This window comes from Ruegeria sp. BB6 (genome assembly GCF_056539385.1).
The window spans coordinates 135,837-159,776 of record NZ_JBQFUW010000001.1 but is presented as its reverse complement, the minus strand read 5'-3'; the positions used below and the strand labels follow the sequence as shown (position 1 = coordinate 159,776).

The window sequence follows — 23,940 nt, the reverse complement described above, 5'->3', positions numbered from 1 at the left end:
ACCCCTGCCACAGAGACGCGCCCATGGCAGGGGTTAAGCACTGAGGGGGTTAGTGCTGACTTACGGAATGATCCGCGTATATTTTGTCCCTTCGACTGTCGCGCCGATCTGCAGGCCCGCCTGACCGAAGACGGCTGCCAGAACCGGCGAGCGCAACGTTGTTGTGTCCGTCGAGAGCGAGTCGCCCTGATCGCTGACCACATATCCGATATCGGCGCCGGCGGTCCAACCGCTGGAGCGGCGGAAGTCATTCAATGCGTCCTGCGTCATAAAGAACAGAACGTGGGCATATTGCTGTGCGCCGACCTGCAATCCAGCGGTGCCTTTTACGGCTGAATAGTAGTCTACCGTCGCACCGTTGATCCGCAATGCGCCGCGGCCGTAACCACCGCCAAAGACGAACCCGGCCTCGGTTATCAAGGGCATGACCAGCATACCGTTGGCTTTTTCCGCGATCTCTACCGTGTTCGGATAGCGAGAATACATTTCGGTCAGCGTGGCATCGACGCGCGCGTCGATCGTGGCCGCGTTCGAGTTGCCGACGCCGTTGCCGCAAGCTGCGGTCAGGGTCAGCCCGGCCATGCCAAAGGCAAAGCCACGACGACTTAGTCGAATGGGATTGGAACTGCTCATTGTTTTTTCTCTGTATGACTGCCTGAATTGTCGGGTGTTCCCGATCTTGTGGGCGAGGATACGCCTATTGAGTCCACCTGTCACGGGAAAGCTGCACCGCCCCTGTTCTCAATAGGCGAATTATCGCGAAAGTTTGAGGTATTAGCGTTGAAGGTGACGGGCTACCTCTGGGGCAAAGTAGGTCAGGATGCCGTCACATCCTGCGCGCTTGAACGCGAGAAGGCTTTCCAGCATGACCTTTTCCCCATCCACCCAGCCGTTCTGCGCAGCCGCCTGAATCATCGCATATTCACCGGATACCTGATAGGCGTAGGTCGGTGCGCCAAACGTGTCTTTCACCCGACGGCAGATGTCCAGATAGGGCATGCCCGGCTTGATCATGACCATGTCGGCACCTTCGGTCAGATCACGCTGGATCAGGCGCAGGGCTTCGTCTGAATTGGCTGGGTCCATCTGATATGTTTTCTTGTCGCCGGTCAGCGCGCCCGACGCCCCGACAGCATCGCGGAACGGGCCGTAAAATGCGCTGGCGTATTTAGCGGCGTAGCTCAGGATCATCACATTCTTGTGGCCTGCGGATTCCAGCGCGCGACGCATCGCTCCGATCCGGCCGTCCATCATGTCAGATGGCCCGATGATGTCGGCCCCCGCATCAGCCTGGGCCAGCGTCATTTTCACCAACGCTTCGACCGTCTGATCATTCACAATCTCGCCATCGACAACGTACCCGTCGTGGCCGTTGATGTTGTAGGGGTCCAATGCAACATCCGTCATCACTGCAATGTCCGGGGCTGCGGACTTGATGGCGCGAATGGCACGGTTGGACAGGTTGTCGGGGTTCCATGCCTCGGCGCAGTCTTCGGTCTTTAGGCTGGGGTCGGTGTATGGGAAGATGCAGATCGCGGGAATACCAAGTGCCTGCGCTTCGACTGCGGCCTTCGCAATCAGATCGACCGAACGGCGAACGACACCCGGCATGGATGGCACGGGTTCTTCGATGCCTTCACCATCGCGCACAAAAACCGGCCAGATCAGATCGTCGACGGTCAAGGAGTTTTCGCGCACAAGGTTCCGCACCGCCTGAGATTGACGCACTCTGCGAAAACGGGTCATTGGAAAAGGGGCGATGGTCGGTTTCATGTCGCGCTCTCCTTGAATAATCCTGCATTGGGTGGCATGAATTCGGCGTAGTCTCAAGGGTAACGATGGACGCGGCAGTGCGAAGAGGGTCCCTAAGGACAGTGAACAAAGGGCTGGCGCGTGGACGTATACTCTTCGATCTTTGAACTTATTGACATGCGCAGCTTTTCCAATCTTTGGTATTGGATCGTGCTGGCGGTTCTATGGTCCTCGGCAAGTCATTGGGCCATGGGTGTGCCGCATGATCTGGTCGTGCGCGCGCGCCGTATGGGCGGGCAGGCCGAGAAAGATCTTATGGATATCGTCAGGATCAACAGGAATCGGCTGTTGTACATCGCGGATGTGTCCGGGCTGGTTATTTTTGCGCTGAGTTGCTTCTGCTTTACGGGGCTGGCGACGCTTGGTTTTTATTACGGTGTAGAATTCGCGCAGGCGGTATTTCTGCTTTTGTTTCCGCTGTGCGTTGTGATGCTGATCAACATATCCGCCGCGCGCAAATTGCGACGCGCAGAGGCCGGTATGGAAATCGTTTCAAAGATTCTGTCGCGATGCAGAATCTATACGCAGATCGTCGGGATGATTTCGATCTTGATCACATCGCTCTGGGGTATGTATCAGAACTTTTCGATCAGCGTTCTGGGATAGAGAATTCGGAAAGGCAAGGCGATGACGGCTCCGAACCATGTAACGGTTGGCGGCGCCCCCGAAGGGTTTGACGCACAGCTTGTTCTGAACGAAATGACCCGGACCGGCGGTCCGGTCTGCCATGTCGCGCGTGATGACAAGCGGATGGAAGCGATGCGCGCGGCGCTTGCCTTCTTTGCGCCAGACGTCCCTGTTTTCGTGTTTCCCGGCTGGGACTGCTTACCCTATGACCGGGTTTCACCGAATGCGGATATCGCGGCGGCGCGGGTCGCGACCTTGGCGGCTCTGGTCCATCAGATGCCAGAACGTTTCGTGTTGCTGACAACTCTTAACGCGGCAACACAGCGCGTTCTGGCGCGCGAAGTGCTGAAGCAGGCCGCATTTACCGCACGAGTGAATCACCGCGTTGACGAAAAAGCCCTGCGCGCGTTTCTGGTGCGCATGGGTTTTACCCAAAGTCCCACCGTTATGGAGCCCGGGGACTATGCCGTTCGCGGCGGTATCATCGACATTTTCCCACCCGGAGAGTCCGGCCCCGTGCGGCTGGACCTGTTCGGAGACGTTTTGGACGGCGCGCGCCGGTTCGATCCTGTCTCGCAACGGACGACCGAAAAGCTTGAGGTTGTGGAACTGGCCCCGGTGTCTGAGGTCATTCTGGACGAAGCCGCCATTACCCGGTTCCGCCAGAACTACCGCATCGAATTCGGCGCGGCGGGCACCGATGATCCTCTGTACGAGGCGGTGAGCGCGGGGCGCAAACATCAGGGCGTTGAACATTGGCTTCCATTCTTTCACGAAAGGCTGGAGACCCTTTTCGACTATCTGCCGGGGGCCACGATCTCGCTGGATGATCAGGTGACGCCTGCGCGTCTGGCGCGGTGGGATACGATTGCTGATCAGTATGAAACCCGGCGTCTGGCGTTGGAAAACCGCTCCCGCATGGACACGGTTTATAAGCCCACGCCTCCCGGATTGCTGTATTTGGACGATGCGGCGTGGGAACAGGCGGTTGGTGACCGGCGGGTAATGCAATTTAGCCCTCTGCCACAGGCCAGTGGGCCGGGTGTAATCGACGCGGGCGGGCGGATCGGGCGCAATTTTGCGCCTGAGCGTCAGCAGGAAAGCATTAGCCTGTTTGGGGCGCTGGCCGCTCATATCACCGACAAGATGACAAAAGGCCCGGTGCTGATCGCCTCCTATTCCGAAGGCGCGCGGGAACGTCTGACCGGATTGATCGAGGATGAAGGTCTGGCCGAGGCGATCCCCGTCACCGATGGCACGCGCGTCGGCAAACGTGGGCTGCATCTGGCTGTCTGGGCGTTGGAACATGGGTTTGAAGCCCCCGGCCTGACGGTCATTGCTGAACAGGACGTGCTGGGTGATCGCCTGATCCGTCAGCCCAAGAAACGCCGCAAGGCCGAGAATTTCCTGACCGAAACCCAATCCCTCAGCCCCGGCGATCTGGTGGTGCACGTGGATCACGGTATCGGGCGATATATCGGGATGGAGGTCGTCACCGCCGCCGGTGCCGCCCATGAATGTCTGCTGCTGGAGTATGCAGAACAATCCAAACTGTATCTGCCGGTCGAAAACATCGAACTGCTGTCCAAATACGGCCATGACGAAGGTTTGCTGGATCGCTTGGGTGGCGGCGCTTGGCAGGCCAAGAAAGCCAAGCTGAAAGAGCGCATCCGCGAGATGGCGGACAAGCTGATCCGCATCGCCGCCGAACGTGCGCTGCGCAAAGCGCCCGTGATGGACCCGCCGCCCCACGCGTGGGAGGAGTTCAGCGCCCGTTTTCCCTATCAGGAAACCGACGACCAGCTGCGCGCGATTTCCGAGGTGATGGAGGACATGCACTCGGGCGCGCCGATGGACCGTCTGATCTGTGGCGATGTGGGCTTTGGCAAGACCGAGGTCGCCATGCGCGCCGCCTTTGTCGCCGCCATGTCAGGTGTTCAGGTGGCCGTGGTTGCGCCGACCACGCTGCTGGCCCGCCAACACGCCGCCAGCTTTAAAGAGAGGTTCCGGGGCTTCCCGCTGGAGGTTCGGCAGTTGTCGCGCTTTGTCTCTGCAAAAGACGCTCAGCAAACACGCGACGGCCTGGCGCGCGGCACGGTGGATATTGTGATCGGCACCCATGCGCTGTTGGCCAAGGGGATACGGTTCAACAATCTGGGCCTGCTGATCATCGACGAAGAACAGCATTTCGGCGTCGGTCACAAAGAGCGCTTGAAACAACTGCGCTCGGACATCCACGTTCTGACCCTGACCGCCACGCCGATCCCGCGCACGCTGCAACTGTCGCTAACCGGAGTGCGCGACCTGTCGATAATCGGCACACCGCCCATCGACCGTCTGGCCATCCGCACTTATGTCAGCGAGTTCGATGCGGTGACAATCCGCGAGGCGTTGCTGCGGGAACATTATCGCGGTGGGCAAAGTTTCTATGTGGTCCCGCGCATCTCGGACCTGCCCGAGATTGAGGAATTCCTGAAAGAGCAACTGCCCGAACTGACCTATGTGGTCGCCCACGGGCAGATGGCGGCGGGCGAACTTGATGACCGGATGAACGCCTTCTACGACGGCAAATATGACGTTCTGCTGGCAACAACGATTGTGGAAAGCGGGCTGGATATTCCAACCGCGAACACGATGGTTGTGCATCGGGCGGATATGTTCGGCCTTGCGCAGCTCTATCAGATACGCGGCCGGGTGGGGCGCTCAAAGACCCGCGCCTATGCCTATCTGACAACGAAACCTCGTCAGAAACTGACCGCAACGGCCGAGAAACGCCTGCGCGTTCTGGGGTCGCTGGATACGCTGGGCGCCGGGTTCACGCTGGCCTCTCAGGATTTGGACATTCGCGGCGCGGGCAACCTGCTGGGCGAGGAACAATCGGGCCAGATGCGCGATGTGGGCTATGAACTCTACCAGTCGATGCTGGAAGAAGCGATTGCCAAGATCAAAGCCGGTGAGATGGAGGGGCTGTCGGACTCTGACGACCAATGGGCTCCGCAGATCAATCTGGGTGTGCCCGTTCTGATCCCCGAGGATTACGTGCCCGATCTGGATGTGCGTCTGGGCCTCTACCGTCGCCTCTCGTCGCTCTCGACCAAGGTCGAACTGGAAGGTTTTGCAGCGGAACTGATCGACCGCTTTGGCAAACTGCCGAAAGAGGTCAACACTCTGATGCTGGTCGTGCGGATCAAAGCAATGTGCAAACGCGCCGGTATTGCGAAGCTGGACGGTGGGCCAAAGGGCGCGACGATCCAGTTCCACAACCACAAATTCGCGTCGCCTCAGGGGTTGGTCGAATTTATCCAGAACCAACGTGGGCTGGCCAAGGTCAAAGACAACAAGATCGTCGTGCGGCGCGATTGGAAAAAGGACAGCGACAAGATCAAGGGTGCGTTTTCTATCGCGCGGGATCTGGCAGAAAAGGTAATGGCCGAGAAAAAGGCCAAAACCTAAGGTGCATTGAGAGCTAGCTTGGCGGGCGTACTAATCGCCCGCAACAAATGTGCACAACTGCCACTGGCCGGTGTCTGATTTGGCGAACGCGGCGCGATACCCGACCATCGGCCAAAGAAATTTGCCGTGCATGTAGCCTTGGCCGCCATCGGTCAACAGAACCTGCTGATAGTCATCAAACTCGGAATACTCGCGGACGATGACGACTTCGTAGCTGATCAAATCCAGAATGGGCGCACCAAGGTTCGGGCTTTGGCGCAGAGTCACATCCTCGGCGCTGACGAAATAAGCCATGTAGGGGTCCAGCGAGGCGGGTAGGGTGATCTGCCATTGATGCGGCATCCAGAACTCGCCTTCGTCGTTGAAATATCCGGGTTGAGCGAGCGTATGCTCCATATCCGTCCAAAACCATTCACTGATTTTGTCGGCGTGCCTGCGATCCTGTTCAGGCAGCGTCTCAGGATCGAGAACCAAACGTTCGCGCAATTCTTCTGGGCCTCCGTCCCCTCCGTGACTGAGATAAATGTCGGGGCAGGCCGCGGCGATAACTGCTTCGGTGTCGCGCGCTTTTATTTTGGCCAGCAAATCAGTGCGAAACGCCACGAGGGTTGGATCCTGATCCGCCTCGTCTACCGGAGGGAATGACTGGCGATCCGCCAGAGCAGGGCCGCAAATGACAGCGGCTAGCATTGCGATGTATTTCATTCTGCGGCCCTCATCGCCGCCTGAGCGCAAAAACAGGATGCGCCAACAGCCCGGTCAGCGCGGGCCAGAGCCAGGTCCAGCCGTTGGCTGATTTGCTTGATCTCGTCGGCCTCGCCGCGCGCTTTCAGGCAATCGTACAACCCCTTGAGGCTCCAGACGTTGTCAGGGTGGATCGAGGCGCGGCTAAGTGTGCCGCCTAATCCCAAATCCTCGCGATAGACTGCTTCGGCCTCGGCGGTGTGACCTTGTTCAAACAGCAACGCACCCAATGCGTGACGGGTCGGCTGCATCCAGCCCCACGGCTCATCATAGGGCAGGTTGTCGTCCAACTCGACCGAGCGTCGCAGATGCGCATAGGCGGCATCGTAATTCTCTTTGCGGTACTCGATCTCGCCCCGCAGCATTTCCCGCGCGACATCCAGAAGGTCGACAACACGGTTGTTGTGCAACAGCCGCGTATCGGGGACGCGGGCTTTGGCGGCAAGAAAAAGCTGTTCCTCGGCCTCGGCTTCGGGCACCTGACCGGTCGCTGCAAAAGCGATGGCGCGTGCATAGTAGGTCGTTGCGGTCAGGGTAAGGAAAAGATCGGTGTCCTCGGGTGGCTCAAGCGCCTTGGCTTCTTCCCAGCGACCAAAGCGGATCAGGATGTGCGGCCCCATAGACATGTAGCTTTCAAAATAATCCGCCATCGGAGGGCTTTCGATGCGCAACATTTCTTCGGGCGTGGTGTCCCACATGCCCTGATTGGCGCGCAGGGCGGGTTCGATCTGACCCAGAAATAACGCGCCGTAGATGACAAAGTGATAATCGTGTTGGCGATAGCCGGTGTATATGTTGAAGGCGCCTTCGCGCTCATAATACTTCAGGTCTGCTTCGATCGCTTTTTCGTTCCAGTGAACGACGTTCTGGTAGTGACCGCACAGAACGTCGATATGAGTGGGCATGTGTACCAGATGACCTGCATCAGGCACCAAGGTGCGCAGGATGTCCCCAGCTTTCAACGCTTTCTCGGGGGTCGGCGACATCTCCATCAGGTGTACATAAAGATGCAGAAGGCCGGGATGAGACATGGCCGCTGGATCATTCGCCATGGCGTCTTCCAGCACGTCTTGCGCTTCGAGCGTCGCTGCACCCTCGGCCGGTTTCCCTGTTTTCAAATCCCACATCTGCCAGGGCGTCAGGTTCAACAGCGATTCAACGTAGATGGTGCGCAGGTCCAGATGGTCGGGTAGCTCGGCAAAGGCTGCGCGCATGGCGTCCGCGAAATCGTGGTCCCATTGGTGCATATCGCCCGTTGGGGCGCCCTGCGGATATCGGGCAGGCAGCGCGCGGATCAGCGCCTGTTCCACCGGAGTGCAACCGTCGGACAAAGCAAGCGCGCGTTGGGTTGCGTCATAAGCCAGCGTCAGCGCCTTCTTCTTCCCGCGTTCATCCAGAAGATCCCAGGGCAGGTTATAGTTTGGGCCAGCGGCATAGGCGACACCCCAGTGCGCCATTGCACAATCCGGGTCAGCTTCGACAGCGCGTTGGAAGCAGACGACGGCCTCATCGTGATTATAACCGTAGGTCCAGACCAACCCACGGTCGAACCAAAGCTGCGCTTCGGCTGAGGTGGTTGTGACCGCACATGTATGTGTGCCCAGATCGTAATAATCGCTCATTGAAAATCTCTCCTCGGATTGAGGGGAGACTAGCCTGATTCACCGGGACTGCACAGATCAGGCGAGCAATCTGTTTTCGATCCGCCCCATGTGCAGCATAAGGCCAAAGCCCAGCGTGCTCATCGTCAGAATTCCGGCCGCCAGAGGCGCGATTGAGCCGTCAAACAGCAGACCAATCGGTGCTGCAATCGCGGCGGCGAAGACCGTTGAAATCGCTCCGATGACCGAGGCTGCCATGCCTGCGATGTGGCCCATCGGCTCCATCGCGATGGCGTTCAGGTTGCCCATGGTCATACCTGCCATGAAAAACACAGCGGTCTGCCAGCTTACGAAAACGGCGAAGGACACACTTGGCGACAAGTCTGCCGTGTTCAGAATGATGACCGAGGTTGTAAACACGATCTGAGCACCCAGAACCCACGTCACGATTCTGCGCATGCCCAGCTTGATAACCAATGCCGCGTTCAGCAGGCTGGCAGAGCCAGACATCAGCGCCACGAAACCGAACCAGAACGGAAAGCTCTCGGCGCTGTCGTGGATGATGTCATAGATTGGCTGCACCATCGTCAGCATGGTGAACAGCATCCCCAGGCACAAAGTTTGCACCATGATCGAAACCCGCACGGTCGGGTGCGCAAACATGTGCCGTGCGGCATCCATCATCAAGGGCAGGCAAAGCGGCCTGCGGTTTTCAACTGCAAGAGACTCGGGCAGGCGCAATCCCATCCAGAAGATGGTGATCAGAGAAAACACTATGAACGAGGCAAAAATTCCCCTCCACCCGGTCAATGCGATAACACCGGCCCCAAGCATGGGCGCAATCGCAGGGACCAGAGTGAAGATCATCATGGCGATCGAGACAATGCGCGCCATCTCTCGGCCCGAATAAAGGTCGCGGATAACGGCCATGGCCACAACGCGCGGTGCCGCGCTGCCAATGCCTTGAACGACGCGAGCAATCAGCAGCATTTCCAACGAGGAGCTGGTCCACGCAACTGCAGCGGCCAGGATATACAGTGCGGACCCGACGTAGATGACCGGTTTGCGGCCAAAAGCGTCAGAAAGAGGACCGGTGAAAAATGTCCCAATCCCCATACCCAACACAAACGATGTCAGGATCAACTGAGCCTTGTTCACATCGTTAGGGCTAAGCTGCGCGCCAATTTCAGGAAGGGCGGGCAGCATGGAATCGATCGAGAACGCGATTGTTGCGAACATCATCGCGACAAGTGCGACGAACTCTCCCCGAGACATGCGATCAGCCATTTCAACCTCCTGACCCGATCGCGCTATCACGGTGGGTCAGGTGGCGCCAGAGATCAATTGTGCACAGAGGTCTGTGCTAATTTGCAGGGGAAGCCTCAAGCTGAGACATGATTTCACCGATCACACGCTCCCACATTTCCGGTGGTTGGGCACCGGGAACCGCGTGCTGGTTGGCGACGATGAAGGTCGGCACAGAGCTTACCCCCATCTGGCGCGAATGCGTGTCGCGGTCGCTGATATCCTGACGATCGGCATCTGATTTCAGCAGTTTCAGCACGACGGCCGCGTCCATGCCGATGCTATCGGCAATATCGGCCAGTACTTCGTGATCTCCGATGTCGCGGGTCTGTACGAAATAGGCGTCGAACAGGGCGTCAACGGCTGCGTTTTGCTTCCCTTCGATCCCGGCCCAATGGATCAGGCGGTGGGCGTCCAGCGTGTTGGGCGTGCGCTTCATCCCCTCGAAATTGATCTTGAGGCCGGCATTTTCCGCGTGCTCGACGACCGGAGCATAGGCCCGGACAGCACCGTCCTTGCCGCCAAACTTGCGTTCCAGATACTCGCGGCGGTCCATGCCTGCGTCGGGCATATCAGGGTTAAGCTGGAAAGGGTGCCATTCGATGACAAAGGGATGATCTGGGATCGCGGCCAGCGCCTTGTCCAGATGGGTCTTGCCGATATAGCACCACGGGCAGATCGGGTCGGACATGATGTCAAGTTTGACGGTCTGGGTCATTCGGTGGTCGCCTTGAAATAGGCCGGAAGCGCCCGGCGCAGGAGTTTGCCATTGCCGCCGGTTGGCAGCTCGGGCAGGTGGACAAAGGCGCGCGGCTGTTTGTAGCGCGCCAGATTTGCCTCGACATAGGTGCGCAACGCATCTTCGTCCAGCTTTTCCGGGCCGGTATAGAAAGCAGCGATCACGAATGTGTCCTGTTTTACCTCAACTGCCGCAGCGCCAACCTGTGTGATGCCGGGGTATTGGGACAGCACGGCCTCAACTTCGACCGGGGACACGCGATACCCGCCAGCGTTCATCATATCGTCGTCGCGGCCCAGATAGGTGATCTGCCCATCTACCGCCATTGCACCCTGATCCCCGGTCAGAAACCAATCGCCCTGCATCCGTGCCTGCGCTTCGTCCGGGGCATTCAGATAGGTCAGCATCAGGCCGGGATCCGAACGATGGATGGCGATAGTGCCTTCCTGCCCCTGCGGGACCGGGCCGTCCGGCCCGAGGATCGCCACGCGGCGACCGGGTTGCGGTTGTCCCAGCGCCTCGCCTCGCGCGGGGTGCTCGGGACTGGACGAGATGAAGGTTGAACACTCGGACATGCCATAGGCTTCATACAGTTCGGTTTCGGTGGCGCGTTTCCACTGTGCGTGGAGCGTCGGCGAAAGCTTTTCTCCGGCGCACAGGCCATGCCTCAGATGGGGCAGGCGCAGGTCCGGTGCCACGTTCACGATCTTGCGGAAAACACCGGGGGCGGCGGCGAAAATGGTGGCGCGTTGATCGCGCAAAAGAGTTGGCAGCGTGGACAAGTCCGTACCCGGCTCGGGGATCAGAGCGGTCGCGCCGATGGTCCACGGGTCCATCAACCCAGTGCCCAGCGTGTAGGTCCAGTTGAACGCGCCGGCATGACACAGGCGATCCGTCTCACGAAGACCGTACCAGCCGTCGACCATCATCTGGCGTGCCCAAATCGCCCTGTGCGCATGGGCAACGGCCCGAGGTCTCCCCGAAGTGCCCGAGGTGTAGACGACATAGGCCATCCGATCCGGGTCGCCCATTTGATATGGTGCGGCGGGTAGGCTCCTCATTTCGGCAAGGTCGGCGAGTTCGATCTGAAACGGATGAGGGGCACAGGAAACGGTTGGATCTCTGAGCACGACCGCCGGGGTCAGTTCCTGTATCATGCGGGCTGTTTCAGGTTCGGTCAGTTGCGACGAGGTCGGCACGGGGATGATGCCAACAGAGATCGCGCCCAGATATGCCACCGGGAAATCCACGGTGTTTCCCAACCGCATCAGCGCGATGTCACCGGGTTTCAGCCCAGCTTGCAGCAGGCCAGTGCCTGTTCCCAGAATGGCTTGCTTTAGGTCGCTGTATGTCCAGTGTTCGGCAGTAGACTGCCCAAGCACCGATAACGCGGTTTTTTCGGCGTTTCGGTCCGCTTGCCGCAGCACATGAGCCGCCAGATTGAAAGGGGCGGGACAGCGAGGAGGAGGGCCTTGATCGAAAACAGAAAGCATATCGTCTGGCTAACGTGGCGTATGTTGCGTTGCAAGCAGGTCTGGCTGGCCCTATGAATGGCGCATGAGCACCCAAGACCAGACATCCCTGATACGAATTGCCCGCGACTCGGGCGAACCAACGGAAGTTGAGCCGTTGGACCTTGGCGCGCGCGTGCGCGAACTGCGCAAGGCAAGGAATTGGACGCTCGAGCAGGCCGCAACGCAGGCGGGGCTGGCGCGGTCAACGCTCAGCAAGATTGAAAACGGTCAGATGTCTCCGACCTACGACGCGCTAAAGAAGTTGGCGACCGGGCTTGAGATATCAGTGCCTCAGTTGTTTACGCCGCCGCAGCGAGAACAGGTGATCGGCCGGATGGCCGTTACGCGTATGGGTGAGGGCGCCGCCCATCCAACCACCACCTATGAGCATGAATTGCTGGCCGAGACGCTGACGAAAAAGCAGATGTTGCCATACCGAGCCAGAGTGCGCGCACGTTCGATGGACGAGTTCGACGGCTGGGTGCGTCACGACGGTGAAGAGTTTCTATACGTGCTTACGGGCGTTGTTCACCTGTACACCGAGTTCTACGAACCCGTTGAAATGCGCCGCGGCGATAGCGCCTATTACGACGGTAGCATGGGCCACAACGTGGTGTCTGTCAGTGACGAAGACGCGACTATTCTTTGGGTGACATCACTTACTTAGGGTTCGGCTGAATTCTCGATTCAGACCCTCGGTGAACAGAAAGTCCTCAAGTTCTTCATGGGCTTCGTTCACTGTCAGGTGGTGACGTTCGGCAAGATACGCCTCGAACCCTTTGCGATCCTTGCTGAGCAGCAGTTTGTCCTTGTCGCGCAGGTTCGGAAATCGCCGCTTGGCGCGCGTGTACATCGCATCCCAATCTTGCGTCAGATCATTCCAGTTCAACATCTGCAAGCTTTCCGGTTTCCAGGTTTCAAAGCTGCTCGGCCACAAACAGGGTACGGAGGGGGCTGTCACATCAGCGTATGACAAAATGTCGCACTGCGTATCGACTTTCCTGAGAAGCAAGGTGCCCGTTGCAGGCAATCCGCAACGGGCATACGGACCTAAGACTGGAGTGAGTGGAAGCTGGTCCGCGAATTCTGTGCGCTGCGTTGCTGAGAAAAAGCTATGTTTCTAAAGTCAAAGCAATAATCAGAAAACACTAAGCGCAATAATGCCCTTAGGTTACATCGCAAAGATGTATTGCGTAAAGCCCTTTGTGTGGAAATTCCAGTATGAAACAGTCAATAGTATGCGGCTCAAGTTGTAGCGGAACGAAAATTCCGGTACCGCTACATGTGGAGAAACGGCAGGCATTTGCTGTTTTCCGCCGAAAGCCGGGCAGCCGTAGGCGTCGGCTGCCGTTCCAGCGAAGGTGCGGTTGCCTGAATTATTCCTCGAACCACCAAACCTGCGGCATGTATTCCGGCCCATCCCCGTAAATTGGCAAAGTTTCCGGCTGTTTCAGTTCCTTGGCGTGGGCAATTCGCCCGACATCAAAGTTCCAGATTGGAATGACGTACCGACCGGCAGTTAGCACACGGTCCAACGCACGGGTGGCGGCAACAAAGTCTTCATGGCTTTCTGACGCAAGCATGGCGTCAATCAACCCGTCCACGGCGGGAGAGGAGACACCCATCAGGTTGCGAGTACCCGGGGTATCGGCATTCTCGCTGCCCCAATAAAGTCTTTGTTCATTACCCGGCGACAATGAAAGCGCGCGCCGGAAAAACGTCATGTCAAAATCCAGATCAGAGGTACGCCCCGTGAACTGCGCGCTGTCTACCTGTTCCGTCGAAACCTGAATCCCCAGACGCTCCAGCGCGCGGGTATAGATTTCGATGGCGGTCTCGCCTTCGCTGTCGCCCTGTTGCAGCAGCACGTTCAGCGTGAATGCCTGACCATTGGCGTTGCGAAGGACGCCGTCCTGAATGGTCCAGCCTGAGTCGGACAGCAGTTTAGTGGCCTTACGGATGTTTGACCGGTTGCGGGCCGATCCGTCACCTTCCGGCAGGACATACCCCTCCAGCGTTCCGGGCGGCAGGTCTGCGGCGTAGGGCTGAAGCAGCTCCTCAACACGGCCTGTCGCCGCACCCGGCTGCATGGCCAGATCCGAACCCGAGAAATAGGACGTGATCCTGGGTTGCGCACCGCCCGTGATCGTGTCGTTGATGAACTCGAAATTGAAGGCCAGCGTCAGGGCTTCGCGAACGCGCCAGTCGTCGAACGGCGCTTTGCGGGTATTCATGACATAGCCGGTCATACCCGACGGCTTGCCGTGCGGGATTTTGGTTTTGACGATATCGCCTCGCTGAGCAGCAGGGAAATTGTATTGAGTTTCCCATTTATCAGCATTGAACTCACGCACGGCGGTCAATTCTCCGGCTTTGAACGCCTCGAACAGAACAGTGCCGTCGCCGTAGAACTCGATCCGCATTTCATCCAGATTCATCGTTCCGCGACGGAACGGGATATCGTTGCCCCAATAGTCAGGGTTACGGCGCAGATTGACGAACCGACCAGCCTCGTACCCGTCAATTACATAGGGTCCGGTGCCGACGGGAATATCGTGCAGCGCGGCATTGGCAAAATCCTTACCTTCCCACTGAGCCTTTTGCAGGATCGGACGCAGCCCGGCGATCAAAGCAAGCTCGCGGTCGGGTTCATTGAATGTGATCCGCACGGTCCGGGGGCTGGTCGCTTCGATGGTGTCGATCTTGCCCCAAAGACCGCGATACCGAAGGTGCCCTTCGGTGCCCAGAATCTCATACGACCAGATGACGTCATCGACCGTGACGGCGGTTCCGTCCGAAAACTGCGCCCCTTCGCGCAGCGTAAATTCGACCCAAGACCGGTCCGGAGCAGTCTCAACTGATTCGGCTAACAGGCCGTAAAGTGTGAAGGGTTCATCCCAAGAACGCCCCATCAGGCTTTCATGCGTCCAAAACCTCAACTGCCAAGGAGAGGTCCCTTTTTGCACGAACGGGTTCAAGCTGTTATAGCCGCCGGTATTTCCGAACACGACTTTCCCGCCTTTCGGCGCGTCGGGGTTTGCGTAAGGCAGAGACACAAAATCCGGTGGTAGGGCGGGGTCCCCGTACATAGCTATGCCATGCGACGAATCTGCATTGGCGATTGATGCGCCCAAAAGCAGAGTGATTCCCGTGGTCACTTGGCGAACGGGTCGTAGAAAATCGGGGCTCATTTTGGAAACAATCCTGCTCTGGCCTTATTTTGTTGGGATTCATCGTACCGATGATTTTTCTTCTTTTCAAACTTTTAGCTTGGACGGAAGCGTGGAATTGCCTATAAAGGGTGCACTGCTCGATAGGTTTCTTGCCTGTATGAAACCTGCCTCAATAACTTAACGCCCGCTTCGTGCGGGCGTTTTTTTTGTGCTGGTTCTTTAAGCGAGCCGCTTGGTTCATTCCCCGTTTTCTTTGCATGTGCAGCATGGCACTGTGTGGCCAACATGGAGTCTGAGGGAGAGTGGCCATGAGCCTTGCAGGGAAAACAGCAGTCATAACGGGGTCGAATTCAGGGATTGGTTTGGGGGTTGCGCGCGAACTGGCCAAGGCTGGGGCGGACGTGGTTTTGAACTCTTTCACTGATCTGGATGAAGATCACGCCCTAGCCGCTGAAATCTCCCAAGAGACCGGCACCAACGCGCGCTACATCAAGGCGGATATGTCCAAGGGGGATGAGTGTCGCGCCCTGATCGAACAGGCGGGGGCCTGCGATATCCTGGTCAACAATGCGGGTATTCAGCATGTCTCTCCGATCGACCTGTTTCCGGTCGACAAGTGGGACGCAATCATTGCGATCAACATGAGCTCGGCCTTTCACACGACCGCTGCTGCGCTGCCGATGATGCGCAAGGCCGGATGGGGGCGCGTGGTCAATATCGCGTCGGCGCATGGTCTGACTGCCTCACCCTACAAGGCGGCTTATATCGCGGCCAAACATGGGGTGGTGGGGATGACGAAAACCGTCGCGCTTGAGACTGCGCAGGAGCCGATCACCTGCAACGCGATTTGTCCGGGCTATGTGCTGACGCCATTGGTTGACGCCCAGATTCCCAACACAATGAAGGAATACAACATGAGCCGTGAGGACGTCGTGATGAACGTCCTGCTAGAGCGGCAGCCGTCGAAGGAATTTGCAACGGTTGAACAGCTGGGGGGTACCACGGTGTTCCTGTGCTCGGACGCGGCGGCGCAGATCACGGGGACGACGATTTCCGTGGATGGCGGCTGGACCGCTTTGTGAGATTACGTGGGGGCGCTGCCCCCACACCCCCGAAGTATTTTTGAAACAGAAGAAGGGGTGGGATCGTGAAAAGGATCAATCTGGCTCTGCAAGGCGGTGGTGCGCATGGGGCGTTTACCTGGGGCGTGCTGGATCGGTTTCTGGATGAAGAAGATATCGAGGTTGCGGCGATCACCGGAACTTCGGCCGGGGCGTTGAACGGGGCGGCGTTCAAGTCCGGCATGGTACGCGACGGACGCTTCGGGGCGCGGGAAAGTCTGAACGGCTTGTGGTCCCGGATGGGTGCAGTCGGGGACATGCGGCTCGCCAATTGGATGCAGTCGTTGGAACCTGCGCAGATCGCGCAGGCGATGGAATATTCGCTGCCGTTTTCCGTTGGCGATGCCTGGTCAAGGATGGTTTCGCCCTACGCCTATGGTCCATTCTATCGCAATCCGCTTGAGCCCGTGGTGGACCGGTTCAATTTCGACGAGATTTGCGCAGATCAAGGGCCGCAGCTTTTTGTTTGCGCGACCTGTGTGCGCAGCGGAAAGATACGGGTTTTTACCGGACACGAGGTTTCGACGGATGCTATTTTGGCCTCGGCCTGTTTGCCGAACCTGTTTCAGGCGGTCGAGATTTTCGATCCGAAATCCGGCCGGACCGAGGCCTATTGGGACGGTGGATATACCGGCAATCCGGCGCTGTATCCCTTGTTCAACGGAGACCTGCCCGACGATGTGGTGATCGTGAATATCAACCCGCTGGAGCGGAACGAGGTTCCGCGAACCCCTCAGCAGATTCAGAATCGTATCAATGAGATCAGCTTCAACTCGTCCTTGTTTCGGGAACTGCGCGCTATCAGCTTTGTTCAGCGGCTATTGGCGGACGGCAAACTCAAGGCCGGAGAGATGAGCCGCGTACTGGTTCACATGATCGCGGATGACGAGTTGATGAATGATCTGTCGGTGGCGACCAAGACGGTCCCAAATCCGGTGATTTTGCACAAGCTCAAGGATGCGGGGCGCGGGGCCGCAGATCGGTTTCTGTCGAACCATAAGGACGAGCTTGGGGCACGCAGCACCGTCAATCTGCCCGAGATGTTCGGCTGATCACTCAGGCGGCTGCGTCGGGTCTTTTTCGTTGGGGTAAACAAGCCCTGCGGAAATCACCAACTTGGCCGCGTCTTCAATCGACATATCCAGAAGGATCACGTCCTCGGCAGGGAAGAACAGCAAAAAGCCCGATGTCGGGTTTGGTGTCGTTGGAACGAACACACTCAAAAGCTCGCCCGCGGTTTCTGCGTGCAGTGTGACCTCGCCCTTCGCAGTGGTCGAGACAAAACCGATAGCCCAGATTCCCCGGCGGGGGTACTGGATCAGGCAGGCTTTCTCGAAGGAGCGCTCGGTCTGGGCAAATACGGTTTCCGAAATCTGTTTGATCCCGGAATAGACCGAACGAACAACCGGCATCCGGTTCACTAGGCTTTCGGCGAAATGGATCAGTGAGCGTCCCAAAATCCCCTTGGCGATCCAGCCCACGATCACGGTAAAGATCAGGAAAATGACGACACCGACGCCGCGCAGGTTGATGCCTACGTATTCTTCAGGCTGAAACCGCTGTGGGATCAGGGGCAGAACCGCGCTGTCGATCCAGCCAACAACCGACCAGATCAACCATATCGTCAGCCAAACCGGCGCAATGACTACAATGCCCGTCAGAAAAGAGGCGCGCAGACGGGAGAAAAGTCCCGGGCGACGGTGCGGTTCTTCATCAAACGGTGTGTTCATTGCGGTCCTGAGTGGTTTGCCGAATTAGTTAAGCAGTCCGGGGTCTTGGTACAATAGGGTTATGTCATTCGCTTCGTTCTGACAGTGCGCGCGCTATCCCGGCCGCCAGTCGCGCGTTGTTACGCACCAGTGCGATGTTCGCCGTTAGCGACCGGCCTTCGGTTTGCTCATAGATCCGTTGCAGCAAGTAGGGCGTGACGCCTTTGCCTGAGATCCTGTGCGCGTCAGCGTCAGCCTGAGCCGAGGCAATGATGGGGGCCAGCTCTTCGGCGGGGATTTGATCTTCAGCCGGGATGGGGTTGGCGACAAGCTGGCCACCGGGCAGACCGAGCGCGCGCCGGGTCGCGTGGGATTTCGCAATGTCGTCCGGGCTGTTCATACGCAAAGGGGCGTCGAATTGGGACTTTGCGGACCAGAAGGCCGGGAATTCATCCTGGCCATAAGCAATGACCGGAACCCCCAGCGTTTCCAAGACTTCCAGCGTTTTGGCCAAGTCCAGTATCGCTTTTGCGCCTGCGGCCACAACGGTTACGGGCGATTGCGCAAGTTCGTGAAGGTCGGCAGAGATGTCAAAGGATGTCTCGGCCCCCTGATGGACACCGCCAATACCTCCGGTCGCGAAGACCTCGATCCCGGCGTAGCGGGCCGCGATCATGGTGGCGGCAACCGTTGTTGCGCCTGTGCCGCCGGTGGCCATACACGCGGCCATGTCCGCACGGGACAGCTTGGCAACGTTCTGAGACTGCCCCAGAGACGTGAGTTCGTCTGCCTCAAGCCCGACATGCAGCGTGCCCTTGATAACCGCCATCGTCGCGGGCACCGCGCCGGCGTCGCGGATGTCCTGTTCGACCTGCGCGGCAACCTCGATATTCTGAGGGTAGGGCATCCCGTGGGTGATAATGGTGCTTTCCAGCGCAACGATGGGCTGGCCTGCGTCTTTGGCGGCGCGCACTTCGGCTGAGTAGTGAATGTCGATCACAGTGGGGTTTCTCCGGAAACGTAGGTTGCGGCGGCGTGTAGGGCGCGGGTCAAAGCCTCGTCGCTGGTTGCTCCGCCGGATTCTGAGGCGATATGGGCCGCCATAAATGTGTCACCCGCGCCAGTCACACGGGTGACCAGAACGGACGGGGGTGTTTGGGTCAGGATTTCATCTGCGGTGCCGACGGTGGCAGAGCTACCGCCATCCGTGACAAGCACCCGCAGCGCGCCACGGTCCAGCAGACCCTTGGCGGCGGATTCGGAATCAGTGAATTCGCGCTGACACAGGATGCCGGCCTCTTCGAGGTTTACGTAAAGCGTCGCGCGGGCATGTTTGAGGAAGGGCAGCAAGCGCTCGGCCTTTCCGGGTGAGGCCGGGGCCACGCGCAGATCGGCCTTGGCGAAGGCCGGGCTTTGGGCGATTTCCTCTAACAGCGCCAGCGTCAGGTTGCCGTCCAGTGCAATCGGACCTTCAAACGGTGTATTCTCATAGCCCAAAGGTCCGTGCATCAGCGGGCGCAGGATTTTGGCCCCCGCTGCCTCAAGCGAATGGGCGTCGGCGATGGCGGCGATCAGTCCGTTAGCGCCCTCGACGGCCATGTAACGGTCGGTCGGCAAATCTTGCGAGCGATAGACGTGATCTGTCACCATCCCCAATCGGGCGCAGGAGTTGACCAGCTCATCACCTTCGGGGTCGCGGCCAATGGCGGTCAGCAGCGTTGGCGTCATGCCGAACCGCACCAGCGTCATAGCGATATTCATGGCCACGCCACCGGGCAGGCGGGTGATCCGCCCCGGCACGTCCGATCCCTGCCGCATGGCGCTGGCCGAGCGTCCGATCACGTCCCACAGGACCGAGCCAATACACAGGATGTTGCTGTTCTGAGTCATGCCCGTGTCATGCCGCAGCGTCAGCGCCGGTGCAAGGGTTAACGCTCACATCGCGTCAGTGAGCGCTTTCAGAGCGGCAACCGGATCATCCTGTGACCAGATTTCGTCGCCGATGCCAAAGAAATCGGTATGGGGGGCGAGGTCGCGGATCAGCTCGGGCGTCAGGCCGCCTTCGGCGACAACCGGCACCTCGATCATTTCGGACCACCACTGGAATAGGTCTTTTTCAGCGATGGTGCCGTCACCCAAAGTAGATGTACCAACCGGGCCGAAAGCCACGTAATCCGCGCCGTTTTCACCGGCGGTCATACCGTCATGGCTTGAGGCCGAACAAAAGCTGCCGACGATGGCATCCGCGCCCAGTTCTTTGCGCACAGCGCGAACCGAGCGCGAGCCGTCATCCAGATGTACCCCGTCCAAGCCCAGCCGTTGCGCCAGCAGGACATGGTTCGAGATCACGATGGCCACGTCGCGCGCATGGGCGACTTCGCGGCAGGCGTCAGCCGCGCGGGCGATGGTGTCTTCGTCATTTCCGGCCAGAGCCAAGCGGATACAGGCGATCTCGGCGCTGTCCAGCACGCGACCCAACTGTTCGGGAAAGGTACTGAGCGCAATGGTCGGAGGCGTAATCAGGTAAATCTGCGGCTGCTCGGGGGTGTCCATGGCGCGTCCTTCGGTTTCCAGTTCTCGGCGCGGTTTAGCGGATTGAGCGGGGGAAGCAAACTTTTATGCCTCCGGCGGAAGTATTTGGGAACAGAAGAAGCAGGGGCGGCTTGCCCTAATCAGGCGGGGGGATTAGAGCAGGCCGGAGTTTTTCGGAGATAGCCATGCCCAGCGATCAGCCCCAGCCTTCATTTGTGCTCGTGCGCCCTCAGATGGGTGAGAATATCGGAGCCGCCGCGCGCGCGATGTGGAATTTCGGGCTGGACCGGATGCGGATCGTGGCCCCGCGCGACGGGTGGCCGAACCCAAAGGCCGTGGCCATGTCCAGCGGGGCGGGGCGGTTGCTGGATGAGGCGCAGTTGTTCGACGATCTTGCCGGATCGCTGGCTGATAGCACTTTTGTCTTTGCCACAACCGCACGCCAGCGCGGCCTGACCAAGCCGGTCTACAGTCCCGAGCGCGCCATGCAGATTGCGGCCGAAAAAGTGGCGGCGGGTGAAAAGGTCGCCGTGCTTTTCGGCCCCGAACGCGCAGGGCTTGAGAATGAGGATATCGCCAAGGCCAACGCCATTATCTCGGTCCCGGTGAACCCGGAATATGCCTCGCTCAACCTTGGGCAATGCGTGTTGCTGACCGCCTATGAATGGATGCGCCAAAGCGCGGATGTCGTTCATGAGGCCACCGATCTGGGCAAGGGCGACTGGGCCACGGGTATCGAGGTCGAAAAACTGGTTGAACATTATGAGGATCGGCTGGACGAGGCGGGGTTCTTTTACCCTCCCGAAAAGGCCGAGGGGATGAAGACCAACCTGCGCAACCTGTGGTCGCGGATGCGGATGACGCGGGCGGATGTGCAGATGTTGCACGGGATCATGCGTCAGATGGTCCGCTGGAAGGAAAAGGGCTGAGGCTGGACCTCTCTTCCGCTTCACCCTAGCTTGCGACGAAACAAGGACATGAGGACAGCATGAGCGGTAAGCGCAGCATCTTCCAAGAGGTCTCGGGCGACGAGAAACAAGAAGCGGTTCAGCCCGGTATGATCGACCGCGGCCGCGGTGGTGCGCGCAAGGCGATCCGGGCGTGGCTGATGGTGCTGTTTGCGCTGGTCGTGATCATGATTGCCGTGGGTGGGCTGACACGCCTGACCGATAGCGGCTTGTCGATCACAGAATGGCGGCCCATTACTGGGGCCATCCCACCGATGACCGAGGCCAACTGGCAATCCGAGTTCGACAAATACCGACAGATCGACCAGTGGCGCATTCAGAACCAATGGATGGAGTTGGATGATTTCAAATTTATCTACTGGTGGGAGTGGGGCCATCGTCAGCTGGGCCGCGTGATCGGTCTGGTCTGGGCGATCGGGTTCTTCGGTTTCCTTGTGGCGCGTAAAATTCCGACCGGTTGGATCGTTAAGCTGCTGATCCCCGGCGTGCTGGGCGGCGTGCAAGGGGCCGTTGGCTGGTGGATGGTCGCCTCGGGCGTGACGCAGGGCGAGGGGATAACCGCTGTCGCCAGCTATCGTCTTGCGGTGCATCTGGGTCTGGCTTTTGTGATCCTTGGCTTTCTGGCCTGGTACATTTTCGAGCTGGGCCGCGAGGAACGCGACCTGATGCAGGCCCGACGCGCGAAAGAGGCGAAGCTGTTCTCTCTTTCAACCGGTCTGATGCACTTTGCGTTCCTGCAAATTCTGTTCGGCGCTTTGGTAGCCGGGATCGACGCGGGGCGGTCCTATACCGACTGGCCGCTGATCGGCGGGCAGATTTTGCCGTCTGATGCCACGATGCTTGAACCGATGTGGCGCAACTTTTTTGAAAGCCCCGGTCTGGTGCAGTTCATCCATCGCTGCGCGGGCTATTTGTTGCTGATCTTTGGCGCAATTGTCTGGCGGCGCGGCGGTACCAGTGCGCATCCGCAAACCCGTTTCGCCTTTAACGCAGCCTTCGCCGCACTGTTGCTACAAGTGGTGATCGGGATCGCGACCGTGGTCTATGCCGCTCCGTGGCAGATCGCGATTTTCCATCAGTTCATGGCCGTTGTCGTCTGGACTCTGATCCTGCGCGCGCGGTTCCTAACCGCCTATCCAATCGCAACCTCGATCCGCGGAGCGTGACATGACCGCTTTTGACGACCTGATGGCCTTTCAACGCGAAACCTCGGCGCTGGGGCAGATTGCCGGGCGGCTGGGATGGGATCAGGAAACGGTGATGCCGCGCGGGGCCGCCCCGCAACGGGCCGAGGAAATGGCCGCGATTGAGGCTGTTCTACATGCCCGCCGCTCGGACCCGCGCGTGGCCGAATGGTTAGAGCAAGCCGATCCGCAGGATGAGGTCGGCAAGGCGCAGCTGCGCGAAATCCGCCGATCTTATGAGCGCACGATCAAGGTGCCTGCTGATCTGGCCAAAGCCATCGCTCGCGTTACCTCGGCCGCGCAGGGCACATGGGCGCAGGCGCGTGCGGACGAGGATGTGGCAGCCTTTCTGCCCGTGCTGAAAGAGGTCGTCGCCCTGAAGCGTGAAGAAGGCGAGGCGCTGGCGCAGGGTGGCGATGTTTACGACGCGATGGTCGAGGATTACGAGCCGTACACGACCGGAGCGCAGATCGCCGAGATTTTCGATCAGATGCGGCCAAGACTGGTCGCTCTGCGTTCGGCGGTGCTGGACAAACCTGCTGCTCAGACGCTGAGGGGCACGTTTGATGAGCTAACGCAAATGCGGCTGTCTCAGAAATTGGCCACCACCTTCGGCTATGACCTGAACACAGGTCGAGTGGACAAGGCCGTTCACCCATTCAGCTCGGGTAGTGGGCTGGACGTTCGGATCACCACCCGTACCAGTCAGACAGACCCGTTCAACTGTTTCTATTCGACGATTCACGAGGTCGGTCACGCGGCCTATGAACAGGGCATCAACCAAGCCTACGCGCTGACCCCGCTTGGAAGCGGTGTTTCGATGGGTGTTCATGAAAGCCAAAGCCGGATCTACGAGAACCAGATTGGGCGTTCGCGTGCCTTTACCGGGTGGCTATTCCGTCAGATGACAGAAGCCTTTGGCGACTTCGGGATCGCGGACGAGGGCACCTTCTATGCCACCGTGAACGGTGTGCACAACGGCTATATCAGGACCGAAGCGGATGAGGTTCAGTACAACCTGCATATCATGCTGCGGTTCGATCTTGAGCGCGCCCTGATGTCAGGTGATCTGCAGGTCGAAGACCTTGAAACTGCGTGGAACGACCGTTTCAAAGCTGATTTCGGGTACGCAGTCGATAAGCCTTCCAACGGATGTTTGCAGGACGTGCACTGGTCAGTTGGGCTGTTTGGGTATTTCCCGACCTATTCTTTGGGCAACGTCTATGCAGGATGTCTGTATCAAGCGCTGCAAACGTCTGTCCCCAGCCTGGACACGCAGCTTGCGCAGGGCGACACAAGCGGGGCGACTGGGTGGCTGAGGGATACCGTACAGCGTCACGGAGGGTTGTTCGCCCCACGTGAAGTCATTCGCAGGGCAAGTGGGATAGAGCCCAGCGCAGATCCTCTGCTGGACTATCTAGAAAGCAAGTTCGGCGGTCTTTACGGGCTGTGACCGCA

The 23,940-nt window shown here is 58.9% G+C and carries 21 protein-coding genes; 8 read left to right on the top strand and 13 right to left on the bottom strand.

The features are described 5' to 3' along the window. Positions 1–60 precede the first annotated feature (60 nt). Entirely contained in the window at positions 61–633 is a 573-nt protein-coding gene (locus ACR0B7_RS00740; protein WP_170383043.1) for a YSC84-related protein, read from the bottom strand. A gap of 141 nt (positions 634–774) precedes the next feature. Next, on the bottom strand, positions 775–1,773 hold the full coding sequence (gene hemB / locus ACR0B7_RS00735) for a porphobilinogen synthase (protein WP_170481684.1): 999 nt from the start codon (positions 1,771–1,773) through the stop codon (positions 775–777). 120 nt (positions 1,774–1,893) lie between these two features. Between hemB and ACR0B7_RS00730 the strand changes: the two genes are divergently transcribed. Together ACR0B7_RS00730 and mfd are read left to right on the top strand one after the other, a co-directional pair. Continuing rightward, a complete protein-coding gene (locus tag ACR0B7_RS00730; protein ID WP_170481687.1) occupies positions 1,894–2,418 on the top strand; it encodes a component of SufBCD complex in 525 nt (174 codons plus the stop codon). A gap of 21 nt (positions 2,419–2,439) precedes the next feature. Then, on the top strand, positions 2,440–5,892 hold the full coding sequence (gene mfd / locus ACR0B7_RS00725; protein ID WP_480680733.1) for a transcription-repair coupling factor: 3,453 nt from the start codon (positions 2,440–2,442) through the stop codon (positions 5,890–5,892). Between the two features lie 30 nt (positions 5,893–5,922). On the opposite strand, the gene ACR0B7_RS00720 is transcribed toward mfd, so the two are convergent. From ACR0B7_RS00720 to ACR0B7_RS00700, 5 genes are all read right to left on the bottom strand, one after another. Then, a complete protein-coding gene (locus tag ACR0B7_RS00720) occupies positions 5,923–6,597 on the bottom strand; it encodes an SH3 domain-containing protein (protein ID WP_170481695.1) in 675 nt (224 codons plus the stop codon). Next, the gene (locus tag ACR0B7_RS00715) at positions 6,594–8,258 is read right to left on the bottom strand and encodes a tetratricopeptide repeat protein (RefSeq protein WP_170481698.1); all 1,665 of its coding nucleotides are present in this window, start codon (positions 8,256–8,258) and stop codon (positions 6,594–6,596) included. The genes ACR0B7_RS00720 and ACR0B7_RS00715 overlap by 4 nt, the downstream gene beginning before the upstream one ends. 57 nt (positions 8,259–8,315) lie before the next feature. After that, positions 8,316–9,524 carry a multidrug effflux MFS transporter gene (locus ACR0B7_RS00710; RefSeq protein ID WP_170576611.1) on the bottom strand — a complete coding sequence of 403 codons (1,209 nt, stop codon included), beginning with the start codon at positions 9,522–9,524 and terminating at the stop codon, positions 8,316–8,318. Positions 9,525–9,600: 76 nt separating this feature from the next. Next, positions 9,601–10,260 carry a DsbA family oxidoreductase gene (locus ACR0B7_RS00705; protein ID WP_170413429.1) on the bottom strand — a complete coding sequence of 220 codons (660 nt, stop codon included), beginning with the start codon at positions 10,258–10,260 and terminating at the stop codon, positions 9,601–9,603. Then, positions 10,257–11,774, bottom strand: coding sequence for a class I adenylate-forming enzyme family protein (locus ACR0B7_RS00700; protein ID WP_170481705.1), 1,518 nt, complete (start codon positions 11,772–11,774; stop codon positions 10,257–10,259). The genes ACR0B7_RS00705 and ACR0B7_RS00700 overlap by 4 nt, the downstream gene beginning before the upstream one ends. Positions 11,775–11,838: 64 nt before the next feature. Here ACR0B7_RS00700 and ACR0B7_RS00695 point away from each other — a divergent pair, with 64 nt between their 5' ends. Further along, positions 11,839–12,462, top strand: a complete 624-nt coding sequence (locus ACR0B7_RS00695; RefSeq protein ID WP_170383063.1) for an XRE family transcriptional regulator — start codon at positions 11,839–11,841, stop codon at positions 12,460–12,462. Here the strand turns inward: ACR0B7_RS00695 and ACR0B7_RS00690 are convergent. Both ACR0B7_RS00690 and ACR0B7_RS00685 read right to left on the bottom strand, forming a co-directional pair. Next, positions 12,451–12,687, bottom strand: coding sequence for a hypothetical protein (locus tag ACR0B7_RS00690; RefSeq protein WP_170383065.1), 237 nt, complete (start codon positions 12,685–12,687; stop codon positions 12,451–12,453). The two genes, ACR0B7_RS00695 and ACR0B7_RS00690, sit on opposite strands and share 12 nt — an antisense overlap. Before the next feature lie 484 nt (positions 12,688–13,171). Further along, positions 13,172–14,986 (bottom strand): extracellular solute-binding protein, encoded by a 1,815-nt coding sequence (locus ACR0B7_RS00685; RefSeq protein ID WP_170576610.1) that lies wholly within the window; start codon positions 14,984–14,986, stop codon positions 13,172–13,174. A 290-nt stretch (positions 14,987–15,276) separates the two neighbouring features. Here ACR0B7_RS00685 and ACR0B7_RS00680 point away from each other — a divergent pair, with 290 nt between their 5' ends. Then, complete coding sequence (locus ACR0B7_RS00680; RefSeq protein WP_170481710.1) at positions 15,277–16,050, top strand: 3-hydroxybutyrate dehydrogenase; 774 nt, start codon at positions 15,277–15,279, stop codon at positions 16,048–16,050. A 62-nt stretch (positions 16,051–16,112) separates the two neighbouring features. Further along, a complete protein-coding gene (locus ACR0B7_RS00675) occupies positions 16,113–17,141 on the top strand; it encodes a patatin-like phospholipase family protein (RefSeq protein WP_170482069.1) in 1,029 nt (342 codons plus the stop codon). On the opposite strand, the gene ACR0B7_RS00670 is transcribed toward ACR0B7_RS00675, so the two are convergent. From ACR0B7_RS00670 to ACR0B7_RS00655, 4 genes are all read right to left on the bottom strand, one after another. After that, the gene (locus ACR0B7_RS00670) at positions 17,142–17,819 is read right to left on the bottom strand and encodes a DUF502 domain-containing protein (protein ID WP_170383071.1); all 678 of its coding nucleotides are present in this window, start codon (positions 17,817–17,819) and stop codon (positions 17,142–17,144) included. It abuts the gene before it with no gap. A gap of 64 nt (positions 17,820–17,883) precedes the next feature. Then, positions 17,884–18,798: a pseudouridine-5'-phosphate glycosidase gene (locus ACR0B7_RS00665; protein WP_170481713.1), complete on the bottom strand. Its 915-nt coding sequence runs from the start codon at positions 18,796–18,798 to the stop codon at positions 17,884–17,886. Beyond that, positions 18,795–19,688: a PfkB family carbohydrate kinase gene (locus ACR0B7_RS00660; protein WP_170481716.1), complete on the bottom strand. Its 894-nt coding sequence runs from the start codon at positions 19,686–19,688 to the stop codon at positions 18,795–18,797. The genes ACR0B7_RS00665 and ACR0B7_RS00660 overlap by 4 nt, the downstream gene beginning before the upstream one ends. Positions 19,689–19,733: 45 nt before the next feature. Continuing rightward, positions 19,734–20,351 (bottom strand): thiamine phosphate synthase, encoded by a 618-nt coding sequence (locus ACR0B7_RS00655; protein ID WP_170413416.1) that lies wholly within the window; start codon positions 20,349–20,351, stop codon positions 19,734–19,736. Between the two features lie 164 nt (positions 20,352–20,515). On the opposite strand from ACR0B7_RS00655, the gene ACR0B7_RS00650 reads away from it, so the two are divergent. Genes ACR0B7_RS00650 through ACR0B7_RS00640 form a run of 3 tightly spaced genes read left to right on the top strand, consistent with a single transcriptional unit; the run spans position 20,516 to position 23,935 of the window. Beyond that, a complete protein-coding gene (locus ACR0B7_RS00650; RefSeq protein ID WP_170413413.1) occupies positions 20,516–21,259 on the top strand; it encodes an RNA methyltransferase in 744 nt (247 codons plus the stop codon). Positions 21,260–21,318: 59 nt separating this feature from the next. Beyond that, entirely contained in the window at positions 21,319–22,464 is a 1,146-nt protein-coding gene (ctaA, locus tag ACR0B7_RS00645) for a heme A synthase (protein ID WP_170481719.1), read from the top strand. A gap of 1 nt (position 22,465) precedes the next feature. Next, positions 22,466–23,935 carry a carboxypeptidase M32 gene (locus tag ACR0B7_RS00640; RefSeq protein WP_170481723.1) on the top strand — a complete coding sequence of 490 codons (1,470 nt, stop codon included), beginning with the start codon at positions 22,466–22,468 and terminating at the stop codon, positions 23,933–23,935. The last annotated feature ends 5 nt before the right edge of the window (positions 23,936–23,940 follow it).

Bases quoted from the DNA above. Each gene is read 5' to 3' on its own strand.
- ACR0B7_RS00640 (WP_170481723.1), top strand. From the start codon at position 22,466: ATGACCGCTTTTGACGACCTGATGGCCTTTCAACGCGAAACCTCGGCG.
- ctaA (WP_170481719.1), top strand. From the start codon at position 21,319: ATGAGCGGTAAGCGCAGCATCTTCCAAGAGGTCTCGGGCGACGAGAAA.
- ACR0B7_RS00670 (WP_170383071.1), bottom strand. From the start codon at position 17,819: ATGAACACACCGTTTGATGAAGAACCGCACCGTCGCCCGGGACTTTTC.
- ACR0B7_RS00660 (WP_170481716.1), bottom strand. From the start codon at position 19,688: ATGACTCAGAACAGCAACATCCTGTGTATTGGCTCGGTCCTGTGGGAC.
- ACR0B7_RS00690 (WP_170383065.1), bottom strand. From the start codon at position 12,687: ATGTTGAACTGGAATGATCTGACGCAAGATTGGGATGCGATGTACACG.
- hemB (WP_170481684.1), bottom strand. From the start codon at position 1,773: ATGAAACCGACCATCGCCCCTTTTCCAATGACCCGTTTTCGCAGAGTG.
- ACR0B7_RS00685 (WP_170576610.1), bottom strand. From the start codon at position 14,986: ATGAGCCCCGATTTTCTACGACCCGTTCGCCAAGTGACCACGGGAATC.
- ACR0B7_RS00715 (WP_170481698.1), bottom strand. From the start codon at position 8,258: ATGAGCGATTATTACGATCTGGGCACACATACATGTGCGGTCACAACC.
- ACR0B7_RS00705 (WP_170413429.1), bottom strand. From the start codon at position 10,260: ATGACCCAGACCGTCAAACTTGACATCATGTCCGACCCGATCTGCCCG.
- mfd (WP_480680733.1), top strand. From the start codon at position 2,440: ATGACGGCTCCGAACCATGTAACGGTTGGCGGCGCCCCCGAAGGGTTT.
- ACR0B7_RS00680 (WP_170481710.1), top strand. From the start codon at position 15,277: ATGAGCCTTGCAGGGAAAACAGCAGTCATAACGGGGTCGAATTCAGGG.
- ACR0B7_RS00655 (WP_170413416.1), bottom strand. From the start codon at position 20,351: ATGGACACCCCCGAGCAGCCGCAGATTTACCTGATTACGCCTCCGACC.
- ACR0B7_RS00650 (WP_170413413.1), top strand. From the start codon at position 20,516: ATGCCCAGCGATCAGCCCCAGCCTTCATTTGTGCTCGTGCGCCCTCAG.
- ACR0B7_RS00740 (WP_170383043.1), bottom strand. From the start codon at position 633: ATGAGCAGTTCCAATCCCATTCGACTAAGTCGTCGTGGCTTTGCCTTT.
- ACR0B7_RS00710 (WP_170576611.1), bottom strand. From the start codon at position 9,524: ATGGCTGATCGCATGTCTCGGGGAGAGTTCGTCGCACTTGTCGCGATG.
- ACR0B7_RS00700 (WP_170481705.1), bottom strand. From the start codon at position 11,774: ATGCTTTCTGTTTTCGATCAAGGCCCTCCTCCTCGCTGTCCCGCCCCT.
- ACR0B7_RS00695 (WP_170383063.1), top strand. From the start codon at position 11,839: ATGAGCACCCAAGACCAGACATCCCTGATACGAATTGCCCGCGACTCG.
- ACR0B7_RS00720 (WP_170481695.1), bottom strand. From the start codon at position 6,597: ATGAAATACATCGCAATGCTAGCCGCTGTCATTTGCGGCCCTGCTCTG.